General features: G+C 67.3%; 14 protein-coding genes. 6 read left to right on the forward strand and 8 right to left on the reverse strand.

The genetic code is table 11. The features are described 5' to 3' along the window. On the reverse strand, nucleotides 1-272 hold a 272-nt coding region (locus AB0F51_RS39785; RefSeq protein WP_360289095.1), incomplete at its 3' end, for a hypothetical protein. 414 nt (nucleotides 273-686) lie between these two features. Here AB0F51_RS39785 and AB0F51_RS39790 point away from each other — a divergent pair. Next, nucleotides 687-1,388, forward strand: a complete 702-nt coding sequence (locus AB0F51_RS39790) for a response regulator (protein ID WP_360289097.1) — start codon at nucleotides 687-689, stop codon at nucleotides 1,386-1,388. A 102-nt stretch (nucleotides 1,389-1,490) separates the two neighbouring features. Next, nucleotides 1,491-2,153: a DUF998 domain-containing protein gene (locus AB0F51_RS39795; protein WP_360289099.1), complete on the forward strand. Its 663-nt coding sequence runs from the start codon at nucleotides 1,491-1,493 to the stop codon at nucleotides 2,151-2,153. A gap of 7 nt (nucleotides 2,154-2,160) precedes the next feature. On the opposite strand, the gene AB0F51_RS39800 is transcribed toward AB0F51_RS39795, so the two are convergent. The 4 genes from AB0F51_RS39800 to AB0F51_RS39815 are packed head-to-tail and all read right to left on the reverse strand — an operon-like array spanning nucleotide 2,161 to nucleotide 5,036. After that, entirely contained in the window at nucleotides 2,161-2,814 is a 654-nt protein-coding gene (locus AB0F51_RS39800; RefSeq protein ID WP_360289101.1) for a hypothetical protein, read from the reverse strand. Then, nucleotides 2,811-3,401 carry a sigma-70 family RNA polymerase sigma factor gene (locus AB0F51_RS39805; RefSeq protein ID WP_360289103.1) on the reverse strand — a complete coding sequence of 197 codons (591 nt, stop codon included), beginning with the start codon at nucleotides 3,399-3,401 and terminating at the stop codon, nucleotides 2,811-2,813. The genes AB0F51_RS39800 and AB0F51_RS39805 overlap by 4 nt, the downstream gene beginning before the upstream one ends. Before the next feature lie 54 nt (nucleotides 3,402-3,455). Further along, nucleotides 3,456-3,995 carry a pyridoxamine 5'-phosphate oxidase family protein gene (locus AB0F51_RS39810; protein ID WP_360289105.1) on the reverse strand — a complete coding sequence of 180 codons (540 nt, stop codon included), beginning with the start codon at nucleotides 3,993-3,995 and terminating at the stop codon, nucleotides 3,456-3,458. Nucleotides 3,996-4,022: 27 nt separating this feature from the next. Next, nucleotides 4,023-5,036, reverse strand: coding sequence for a sigma-70 family RNA polymerase sigma factor (locus AB0F51_RS39815; protein WP_360289106.1), 1,014 nt, complete (start codon nucleotides 5,034-5,036; stop codon nucleotides 4,023-4,025). Between the two features lie 154 nt (nucleotides 5,037-5,190). Here AB0F51_RS39815 and AB0F51_RS39820 point away from each other — a divergent pair, with 154 nt between their 5' ends. Together AB0F51_RS39820 and AB0F51_RS39825 are read left to right on the forward strand one after the other, a co-directional pair. After that, the gene (locus AB0F51_RS39820; protein WP_360289108.1) at nucleotides 5,191-5,913 is read left to right on the forward strand and encodes an SDR family NAD(P)-dependent oxidoreductase; all 723 of its coding nucleotides are present in this window, start codon (nucleotides 5,191-5,193) and stop codon (nucleotides 5,911-5,913) included. 14 nt (nucleotides 5,914-5,927) lie between these two features. Next, on the forward strand, nucleotides 5,928-6,731 hold the full coding sequence (locus AB0F51_RS39825; protein ID WP_360289110.1) for an SDR family oxidoreductase: 804 nt from the start codon (nucleotides 5,928-5,930) through the stop codon (nucleotides 6,729-6,731). Nucleotides 6,732-6,922: 191 nt separating this feature from the next. Here the strand turns inward: AB0F51_RS39825 and AB0F51_RS39830 are convergent, their stop codons facing one another. Genes AB0F51_RS39830 through AB0F51_RS39840 form a run of 3 tightly spaced genes read right to left on the reverse strand, consistent with a single transcriptional unit; the run spans nucleotide 6,923 to nucleotide 8,411 of the window. Beyond that, nucleotides 6,923-7,294 carry a hypothetical protein gene (locus AB0F51_RS39830; protein WP_360289112.1) on the reverse strand — a complete coding sequence of 124 codons (372 nt, stop codon included), beginning with the start codon at nucleotides 7,292-7,294 and terminating at the stop codon, nucleotides 6,923-6,925. Beyond that, entirely contained in the window at nucleotides 7,294-7,677 is a 384-nt protein-coding gene (locus tag AB0F51_RS39835; RefSeq protein ID WP_360289114.1) for a VOC family protein, read from the reverse strand. Before AB0F51_RS39835 ends, AB0F51_RS39830 begins: the two co-directional genes overlap by 1 nt. Before the next feature lie 23 nt (nucleotides 7,678-7,700). Continuing rightward, on the reverse strand, nucleotides 7,701-8,411 hold the full coding sequence (locus AB0F51_RS39840; RefSeq protein ID WP_360289118.1) for a WYL domain-containing protein: 711 nt from the start codon (nucleotides 8,409-8,411) through the stop codon (nucleotides 7,701-7,703). A gap of 196 nt (nucleotides 8,412-8,607) precedes the next feature. On the opposite strand from AB0F51_RS39840, the gene AB0F51_RS39845 reads away from it, so the two are divergent. After that, entirely contained in the window at nucleotides 8,608-8,988 is a 381-nt protein-coding gene (locus tag AB0F51_RS39845; protein ID WP_360289115.1) for a YciI family protein, read from the forward strand. 11 nt (nucleotides 8,989-8,999) lie between these two features. Further along, the gene (locus AB0F51_RS39850; RefSeq protein WP_360289117.1) at nucleotides 9,000-10,211 is read left to right on the forward strand and encodes a sigma-70 family RNA polymerase sigma factor; all 1,212 of its coding nucleotides are present in this window, start codon (nucleotides 9,000-9,002) and stop codon (nucleotides 10,209-10,211) included. Nucleotides 10,212-10,814: the final 603 nt, after the last annotated feature.

Below are 10,814 nucleotides of genomic sequence, written 5' to 3' on the forward strand. Positions count from 1 at the left end.
TTCCGCACGAACTGATACCCCTGGTACCAGTCGCCCGACGGCTCTGCAGCCTGCGCCGGCGAAGCGCCGACCACGGTTGCGCCCAGGGCGATGACTGCGGCGACGAGCGGCGCCGCGGCCTTTTTGAGGTAGCCGGATGGCCAGCCGGCACTGCTCCTGGCTGAGCCGGCCGACGAAGGCCGCTGGGAACGAGATCGGCGGCGCGATGCGGTGGCGGAGGTGGCTGGGCGGCGCCGAAGAGGGCGCGCGGGCAGGACAAAGTGACCGGACATTTGACACTCCCGATTGGTCGGTCGGGTGCCGGTTTCGCCCTTGCTCCCCGCCAAGCCGAATACGACGACCAATCACCTGGCGGATCATTGCTCACCCACGGTCACATTTTGTGCCCGTTAGACCCACTATGAACCGAAATTGTCACAATGGGTAGTGGTGGAGCGTTTGAGCTTCTGCACTGCGCTCGGATCGCCATCGGTTCCTCGCCACCTCGGAAGGCAGCGCAGCAGCATCGCTCGCTGCGCGGCATCGAGCAGGTACGGCGAGCGACTTCGAGGACAGTCGATGAAAGCCAGCGTGGTGCCGAAGCGAGCCGCTCAGAGGCGGCGACCTCGACGCCGACCCCACGCTCGCGTGGCGCCGGCTCGTGACTTGGGGGCAGACGAGTGGCAAGGTTTCTCTTGGGGGCACTCATGGCGCAGTTGGCAAATCTCAGTGACGGCCAGCTCACGGCCGGCGTCAGTACACTCGCTCTGCTCGTGATCGTGCTGATCCTCGTGTTGTTCCGAAACCAGATCCGCCATGTCCTGGCATCGGCAGGGGGTGAGGTCGAGGTGGCCGGGCCGGCCGGCCTCAAAGTCAAGATCAAGCGCGGTGACGAGGCAGTCAAGGAACTTCGTAGAGCCGCGCTGCGACGCGGTGGCTCCGCACTGTGGTTCCCGTGGCGCACCCGGCGACAGGTACGGCTCGTCGAAGACGCCGTCGACCGGTTGGGTCGACAGCCCCGGATCCTGTGGGTCGACGACCACCCCAGCAACAACTCCTACGAGCGCCGGGCGTTCGAGCGCATCGGCGTGGCCGTCAAGGAGGTCATCTCGACCACGGAGGCGCTGCGCGAACTGTCAAGCGGTACGTACGACGTGGTGTTGACCGACCTGGGTCGCGGTCGCAAGGCGGTCGCGGGGTACGAGTTGCTGGCACGTCTGCGGTCGCGCGGCTACGTCCAACCCGTGATTGTCTACTCCGCAGCGATGCGGAACCGGCGCAGGTACGACGAGGCGATCGGCAAGGGAGCGCGGTTCGCCACGGCCAGTCCCGAAAAGCTCTTCTGGCACGTGTCTCTCGCTTTGGAGTCCGCCGTCCGCGCCGACGAGGCTTCATCGCCGCCTCCGTAAGACCTCGGGCGAAGTAGTGCGGGCAGTGGTGTCGATTTCTGGGGGAGTTGGTCGACGCAGGGGTGAAGGAACAAAACCCCTGTTTCGGAAGGACCCTGGATCATGACCACCACCAGCGTTTCAGTCGTTCGCACGACGCCTCGCGTCATCACTCGTACCTTGCTGACTGCCGGCCTGGTGGCCGGGCCGCTCTACACGGCTGTTTGGCTCGGACAGGCCGCGACGCGGGAAGGTTTCGACATCACCCGCCACCCCGCCAGCCTGCTCGCCAACGGCGGGCCGGGGTGGATCCAGACGGTCAACTTCGTGGTCGCCGGCATTCTCTCGATCGCTGCTGCCGTGGGGCTGCGCCGGTCGATCGCCGGCCGCGGCAGCCGGTGGGCGCCACGGCTGCTCGGCGCGTACGGCGTCGGTCTGCTGCTGGCCGCGATTTTCCCGGCCGACCCGGCCTCCGGTTTTCCCGCCGGTACGCCGGCCGACTACGCCGAGATCAGCGCTCGCGGGATGGGGCACTTCGTGGCTGGGACCATCGGGTTCACCGGGCTGATCGCCGGGTGTCTGGTGATGGCGGCGCACTACCGCAGTACCGGGCAGGCAGGCTGGGCCCGCTACTCCACTGTCACCGGCGTGCTGTTCTTCGGCGCCTTCGCCGGGCTGATGGCAGGCGCCGGCAAGCCGGTCACCATCACCGCCTTCGGCGTGGCGATCGTCCTCGGCTGGAGCTGGATCGCCGCCATCTGCGCCCACCACCGGCAAACCAACTGACAAACGGTCAGCGCAGCGGTGTCAGGACGCAGGGGCCGAAGGTGCCGTTTTTCAGGAAGCCCATCCTGTTGCTGAAGGCAACGGTCGGCTGCCCTGGCGCCGTTGCCTTCGAGTCGGACTGCTCGATCACCAAGGTGGCGTCCTTGAACTCGGCCGGCTTGAGCGTGTACGAGATTCCGTGCGAGCGTTGTCCGTCCCAGTTGTCGGTCTTGCTCCACTGGCCGTCGAACCCGACACCCCGCGGCGACCGTTCGCACCGCATACCGCGCGGGAAGTAGACGACCTCGGCCCGGAGCCCGGCCTGGGCCAGTCGGCGTTCCAGTCCTTCGGCATCCTCCGCCCGGTAGATGGTGACGGTGATCTTGCCGTCCCCGGCGTCGGTCACCGCGTACGCCGGTGAGCCGGTCTCCCGGCCACCAAGCAGGGGTGCGGCGACCGCGACGCCGGCTACCAGGGCACCGCCCGCCGCAACGGCTACGGCCAGCCGCCTCCGTGAACGCAGTACCGGAGTGGGGTGCCGGATGTCACCGACCGAGCCCGCCTCGGCGGGGATGCCGACGATTCGCTGAAGGTCGGCCTCGGCGCGGGCGTCGAGTGCGGGCGCCGTGTTGGCGGCGGGATCGTTGGTGCGGAGGGTGTCCATCCTCGAAGTACGCGTCATGAGCTGTGTCCTGTTCTCTGAACGGGTTCGTCGACGGACGGCGCGAGGCCGACTGCCGGCGGGGTGGAAGATTCACGATCGGTACCGACGGCGGACTTGAGCCGTCGCCGGGCACGGTGCAGCCGAACTCCGGCCGCCGTGGTGGAGCATCCGAGCGCAACAGCCAGCTCTTGGCCGGACAGACCCTCCCAGGCATTGAGCAGCAGGATCTGCTGATCCTTGAGGCTGAGCCGGCCAAGCGCCGTGACCACATCGGCCAGCGCATGTGCCGCCTCCACCTGCTCCGCGGTGCCTCGCGTGACACTGTCCGTGGCGGTCTCGGTGGCGAGCCTTCGCAGCGCTTGGAGTTCGCGGTGGTCACTGCGGTACCGATGTCCGAGCCGGTTGGCCGCAACCTGGTACAGCCACGGCAGTTCGTGGTGGGCCGGGATCTCGTCGCGACGTCGCCACGCGATCTCGAACACTTCCGAGACCACGTCGCGAGCCGTCTCCGCGTCCGCCGTCCGACGGACGACGTAGGTCAGCACGGCCACGTAGTTCGCCCGGTAGAGCTGCTCGAACTGCCCGTCTGGCGTTGTTTGCTTCACACCCCTCATATCCCCGCAGCAGAGATTCGCTTACATCCCGGCCCCAGGTCGCTCTTACTGTGCCTTGATCAGTTCCTCGACGTAGCCAGGGAAGCGGGTCTCGAAGTCAATGATCTTGGCCCAGGTCGGCGTGATGCGAATGAGCACCATCTGCTGGTAGAGGCTGCGTGCTCCGGATTCCCATTCCGGCATGCGCTCTTCTCCGACGAACCGCCGTGCGGCCTCGACGAATTCGTCCGGGACGCCATCCACGGTCTCGAGTGCCGCCTCGCCCCGGACCAGGAGGATGTTCGGCGGAAAATCTTCGGTGTCGATCGTCAACGCCACCTTCGGGTTGACGGAGAGGGCCCTCACCTTTGGGGCATTAGGAGGAGAAGCCATGACGAAGGCCTCGCCGTTCCAGATGTAGCCGATGGGAACGACTCGCGGTGAGCCGTCCTTCGCCGTGTAGGCAAGGCGGGCGTGGACTGGCGCCTCGATCAGCGTCCGCGCCACCGGGTCATTCATGAGTTCACGTGCCTCTGCCTGATTCATAGGAAGTTCCTTTATCTGCAACGTTTGGTTGCGGATCAGGATAGTGAGGTCATCGGGCATGCGCAACCTTTGGTTGCGGAATGGCAGTCAGTTGCTGGGCAGGGAGCGGGGGAGGCCGAACCAGGGGAGGACGCTGTTGTCGAAGCGGGTCACGGCGGAGATCCGGTCGCCGGCCAGGGTGAGGACGAGAAGCCCGGTCCCGTGCCGGATGCCGTCGGTGCGCGCGCGGAGGTAGGTGCCGAAGGCCGGTTGGCCGTTGGCGCGCGTGGGGACCAGGTGGTACTCGCGGTTGGCGCTCATGAGCGCGGTGTAGAAACCGGCGACGGCGTCGCGGCCGAGGTATTCGAGCGGCATCGGCGGCATCGAGACCCGAACGTCGTCGGTGAGCAGGGCAACCAAGGCATCGATGTCGCCGGCTTCGTACGCGCGAGTGAACCTCGCCACGAGTGCCTGCTCGGCCGGTGAGGCGAGCGTCGGCGACGAAGCGGTGGTTCCGTCCGGCGGGGTGCGCCGCTGCAGCGTGGCGCGTGCCCGTTTGAGCGCGCTGGTGACCGATTCGACGGAGGAGTCGAGGATGTCGGCGACCTCGGCTGCCGGGTAGCCGAGCACCTCGCGCAGGATCAGGACGGCCCGCTGGCGGGCGGGCAGGAGCTGCAGCGCGGTGACGAACGCCAGCGAGATGGCCTCCTTCTGCTCGTAGCGTGCTTCCGGGCCGGGCGGTCTGGCGATCGCGCCGTCGAGGAGTGCGTCGGGGTACGGCTCGAGCCAGACGATTTCGCCGTGCCGGCTCGGCTCCGGTGGTTCGATCTCGGGCACATCCCACTCCTTTGCCAGGCGGCGACCGGCCGAGCGAAGCGCGTTGAGGCACTGGTTGGTGGCGATCCGGTACAGCCAGGTGCGGATCGTGGACCGCCCCTCGAACCGGTCGAGACCGCGCCATGCGGCGAGCAGCGTGTCCTGCAGAACGTCCTCGGCGTCCTGGAACGAGCCGAGCATCCGGTAGCAGTGCATGTGCAGCTCCCGGCGATGTTGCTCTGTCAGTTGCCGGAACGCCTCGTCATCCCCATTGCGCGCCCTTGCGATCAGCTCGCTCGCGGTCACGTGTCATCACCTCGCCTGGTGTCAGGTTCGCCAGTCTTCCTCAGTTGTGACACCGGCCGGGCCGAAAACTGGGCGCATCACGCGCCGCCCATTTCGCCGGCGGTGGGGTGTCTGCACTCTCGACAGTTCGATTTCCACCTGACAAGGAGAACGCATGACACTCGCGGACAAGACGGTCCTGGTGACTGGAGCCGGCCGCGGCATCGGGAAGGCGCTGGTCGAGGAGGCGCTGAGCAGAGGCGCCAAGAGGGTCTACGCCGGCACCCGACAGCCGTTCACTCACGCGGATGAGCGCGTCACGCTGCTGACCCTCGACGTGACCAACGCCGGACAGATCGCCGCCGCTTCGGAAACGGTTGGTTCACTCGACGTCCTGATCAACAACGCGGGCGTCTACGGCTATGAAGACCTGGCCGATCGAGCCGGCCTGGAGCGGCATCTCGGGGTCAACCTCTTCGGCCCCTATGGCGTCATCCAGGCACTCTTGCCCCGACTGGTCGAGTCGAAGGGCGCGATCGTCAACGTGCTGTCGATGGCGGCGGTGGCTGCCGTGCCGATCAGTCCGGCGTACTCGATGTCGAAGGCGGCCGCGTTCTCGTTGACGCAGTCCCTGCGTGCCACGCTCGCCGGTCAGGGCGTCGACGTTCATGCCGTGCTGCCCGGTCCCGTGGACACCGACATGGTGCGTGACCTCGACATTCCGAAGGCGTCACCGCAATCGGTAGCCCGGGCCATCTTCGACGGGCTTGCCAAGGGAGAAGACGAGATCTTCCCCGATCCCTTCTCACAGGCGCTTGCCGACAGCTGGAACAGCGGTGCGCTCAAGGCGCTCGAGCGCCAGAACGCGGCCCTCGTCTCCGCGGCGCAGAACCAGTGAACGGAAGGCAATCCATGACCACGAGTCTGCTGCTCCAGGACAAGACCGCCGTGATCTACGGAGCCGGCGGTGCCATCGGTCACGCTGTCGCCAAGACGTTCGCGCGCGAAGGGGCAAGGGTCTTTCTCACCGGCCGCACCCTATCGAAGGCGGAGCTACTCGCCAAGGAGATCAGTGCGGGAGGTGGCGTGGCCGAGTCCGCGCAGGTCAACGCGCTCGACGAGAGCGCCGTGGCCGCGCACCTCGACACTGTGATCGAGAAGGCGGGCGGCGTCGACATCTCGTTCAACGCCGTCGGGCTGCGCAACACCACCCTGCAGGGCGTTCCACTCGTCGATCTCGACGTCGACGACTTCATGCGGCCGATAGCCGAGCACGTGCGAGCCAACTTCCTGACCGCCCGCCTTGCCGGCCGGCACATGACGGCGAAGGGCTCGGGCGTGATCATGACCGTGACCTCGGTTCCCTCCCGGATCGCCAACCCGCTCATGGGTGGCGTCGCATTGGCCATGGCGGCCGAGGAGGCCCTGATCAGGGACCTCTCGGCCGAGCTCGCGCCGTACGGCGTTCGCGTGGCCGGCGTCCGCACCCAGGGCATGCCCGACAGCGGCACGATCGAAGAGGTCTTCGGCATCCACGCCAAGGCACACGGAATCACCCGCGACCAGTTCCAGGACATGGTCGCCGGGCGCACGCACCGCAAACGCCTGCCCAGCCTCCAGGAAATGGCCGAGATCGTCACGTTCATCGCCTCGGACCGAGCCAGCGGAATCGCAGGCACCATCGCCAACATGAGCCTCGGAGCCATCCCCGACTAAGACGCTTCTTGGTACCGGTGCGCCAGTCAGATCAGGAACTCAGCCAGCAACCTGTGCCTGCAGCAGCTACCGGGCTCCAGGGTGACCACGCGGCAGTGCAACGGCGCCGACAACGACCAGAAGTGGGAGTGGTCCAGCCCCGATTTCTCGGGGTCTCACCCACAAGTGGTACTGATCTGACCCGGAGGCCCCTAGCCACTCAGGGGCCTCCGCGCGAAGGCGACGGCCTCGGCCAGGAGGGTGCGCCAGAGTTGCCGATCGAGCGTGGGGATGGCGACCCACTCACGGAAGACCTTGCCGGCCGGGGTGAACTCGTCGCCGGTGCCGGCTCTCACGAGTTCGGCTACCCGCTCGCTCGGTAGTTTGACGATCAGGCAGGCAGCCTTCTCGTCGTACGACGCGAGGAACTGCCCAGCGAGCCGGACGCAGGGGTAGCCCATCATCGTGGACCGGCCGATCGCCGGGTCGTAGAGCAGGTCGTCGGTGAGTTCGTCGTACAGGTCGCGGGCCTCGTCTCCGCCGGATCGGTCCGGCGGGGAGGGGCGCTTCGGGGGTTGTGCCATCAGGCCGCCGGTGGGGAGAAGACGCCGAACTGGTTGCCCGACGGGTCGCGGAGGTAGGCGAAGGCAGGGGCGCCCGGCCCGGGATCGAGGTGCTTGCTGACGACTGAGCCGCCGAGCTGTTCGGCGTCCGCGCAGGTGGCCTCGACGTCGGCGACGAGGATGTAGAACACCGCGTGGCCAGGCATCTGACCGCCGGTACCGAAGATGCCGCCCATCGGTGCGTCGGCTCCGGAGGCCTTGATGTTGCGGTAGTCCATGCCGCCGGCCGCGGCGGGGCCGTCTGCGTCGAAGCTCCAGTCGAAGAGGCTGCCGAAGAACTTCTGGGTGCCGTCGGGGTCGCTGGTGGCGACTTCGAACCAGGCCAGCGTGCCGGGAACGGTCATGAGGGTCTCCTTCTGCGTGTGGATCACCCACCGGAGCGGCGGGTTGGTCCCACCGTCGCAGGGGCTCGCGACAGCCCTATGTCGGTGTTCGGCAGAAGATCTTCGGGACGGAGCGCCGACTCCGGCATCTTCGTGTCGTGGCCGTCGACCTTCACCTCAGGGGCAGCGCGCCGCGGCTGTGGCGGTGTCGGGGTGGGCTCGGCGCGAGTGATGCGGTCCATCCGGAACACTCGGTCGTCCTGCCGCAGGTGGCACCAGGCGGTGAGGTACGAGCCGTTGGGCCCGACGACGACGTGTTGCGGTTCGACCTCGCGCTCGGTCTCGATGCCGCCGACGTCGATGTACCAGATGCGCAGTACGTGGCCGTCGCGGACGGCTCGCCAGATCCTCTCGGCGACCTCGGCATCGGGGTCAGGCACCGGCTGGATGAGCAGTCTGACCTTCGCGGCAGCGGTGCGCGCTTCCTCGAGGGCGCGCTCCGGCATCGCGGCCACGATCTTCTGCAATGCGCTGCGGGCGTCGCGGGCGAAGAGCACGTGGTCGCTCCGGCTCAGTGCTACCGCTACCGCCGTGGCCTCGCGGGGCGTGAAGTTGAGCGGGGGCAGGCTCATCGACCGGTCAAGTGTGTAGCCGCCGGTGCGTCCTTGCTTGGTCGCGAGCGGGACACCGGCCTGGCCGAGTGCGCTCAGGTCGCGCTCGACGGTCCTGACACTGATCTCGAAGTGCCCGGCCAGCTGCCGCGCGGTACGGCCCCTCGGTCCCGCCGCTCCTCGACCAGGGCGTACAGACGGTCGATGCGGTTCATACCCGTCAGGCTAGGCGCGGCCGGGGACAAAAAATCGAGATTCGGTGCGAGAGTTGTCCTGATCGTGCCTCGGTCTTTCGTCACTAGGTCGAAGCGGGATGCTCCCGCGGACCTGAGGAGTCGAGATGAGTCAGTACCTGCTGTCGGTGTACGAGGTAGAGGGAAACGTCGCGGGTGCGCCTTCCACGCCTGAGGAGATGCAGGCCTTCATGGGCCGCGTGATCGCGCTCGAGGAGGAGATGGACCGGGCCGGCGTCTTCGTGTTCGGCGGCGCGCTGCACGGTCCGGACGCGACGACGGTGGTGAGGGGCGGTACAGGCCTCGACAAGGTCACGATCGACGGGCCTTTCGTGGAGGCGAAGGAGCACGTCGGTGGCTTCTACGTCATCAACGCCGAGGATCTCGATGCGGCGCTCGCGTGGGCGGAGAAAGTCGTGGAAGCCATCAACCACGACATCGAGGTGCGGCCGTTCCGGGCCACCGGACGCCTGCGGGACGACCACTGACGGAGGCGCGGGTGGACGACGTCGAGCGGGCCTTCCGCGAGGCGCACGGGCGGGCCGTGGCCACCTTGATCCGGCTCTTCGGTGACATCACGCTGGCCGAGGACGCCGTACAGGATGCTTTCGTGACCGCCCTCGATCGGTGGCCGCGGGACGGTGTTCCGGAGAACCCGGCCGGCTGGATCGTCACGACGTCGAGGAATCGTGCCGTCGACGTCGTACGCCGGACCCGGCGCGGGCGCGAGTTGACCGAGGGCATCGCGTCGGATCGACTCCGCGCCGAGTCAGGCGCCGAGTGGGAGTCGTCGGAGATGCTGGGAGACGATCAGTTGCGGCTGGTGTTCACGTGCTGCCATCCCGCCATCCGGGTCGAGCACCAGGTGGCGCTCACCCTCCGGCTGATCGCGGGGCTCACGCCGTCGGAGGTAGCGTCGGCGTTCCTGATGAGCGAAGAGGCGATGGCGAAACGCCTGGTGCGGGCGAAGTACAAGATCAAGGCGGCGCGCATTCCCTATCGCGTGCCCGACGACGCCGAACTGCCGGGCCGGACGCGCGCAGTGCTCTCAGTGCTCTATCTGGTGTACAACGCCGGCGCGGACGACTCCAGGCGCAGCCACCTTCGCGCCGAGGCGATACGACTGACCCGGCTGCTGTCTGTCCTGATGCCGGATGAACCAGAGGCCGTGGGACTGCTGGCCCTCATGCTTTTGAACGACGCGCGCCTGCCCGCCCGCGGCGGTGGCACTGGCGTAGTACTGCTGAAGGATCAGGATCGGTCGCTGTGGGACCGATCCCTGATTGCCGAGGGGCAGGCGCTCGTGCTGGGGTGTCTGCGCAGGCGCCGGCTCGGGCCGTTCCAGCTGCAAGCCGCGATCCAGGCGTTGCATTGCGCGGCAGGTAGCTACGAGGAGACGAATTGGACCTCGATCGTGAGGTTCTACGACCGATTGATCGCGGTCACGCCGACGCCGGTCGTCGCGCTGAACCGCGCCATTGCCGTCGCCGAGACCGAAGGCCCGAGTGAAGGCCTGCACCTGCTCGACGGGCTCGCTGACGCACTGGCCAACTACCACCTGCTGCACGCCGCCCGCGGTTCGATGCTGCACCGCCTCGGCCGACCAACCGAGGCCGCAAGCGCCTACGCCCGCGCCGCAAACCTGGCCAGAACCGAACCTGCCATCCAGTTCCTCCGCAACCAGAGCAAAACCATCAAGCCAACCAAATGAAGATCCGTTCAACCTGAAGCTAGCGGCGGGACCACGTCGGTTGACCGGCAATCCGCAGGTGGTTGGGGGGCAACCGCGGGGGAACGCGATGGTTCGTTGTGCGAGGTCCGAGACTCTGCGCGTCGTCGAAGCTGAAGAGGGGGAGCGGGTCCGGTCCTGCAGCGGGTCGATCACCTGCGCGGGGAGGTCGATCATTGTCTATAGCAAGAATCTGCGGTGGGGTGTTCAGTGCCGGTCCGACCCGCTGACACAGGTGTCACCCGGCGTCTACACGGCACCAGTCGTGCGGCCCCGGAGCCTGGCGAATGCAGATCGACGTACGCCGAGACGTGCGGCGACCGTCGGGGAGGTGCCGGATGTGTGGCAACACGTCTCCGGCCGCTGGGAGGTGTTGTTCTCGTGCCGTCTGTCAGTCCGGGCGGCTCCGTCGGTTGTTGACCCATCCGCTCTGTTTGCGGTACCGAAGTGCTTGTATGACTGATCCGGGCAACTCACGGCGGCTGGTTGTGCACGTCGCGCGGATGGCTGACGAGCATCCGCCGATCTCGGTGGACAGTGCCGACTACTCGATCGCGCGCCCGCGGATGCTGGCCGAGCGTTTCG

The sequence above is a fragment of the Kribbella sp. NPDC023855 genome, from assembly GCF_040639475.1.
Classification (GTDB): Bacteria; Actinomycetota; Actinomycetes; order Propionibacteriales; family Kribbellaceae; genus Kribbella.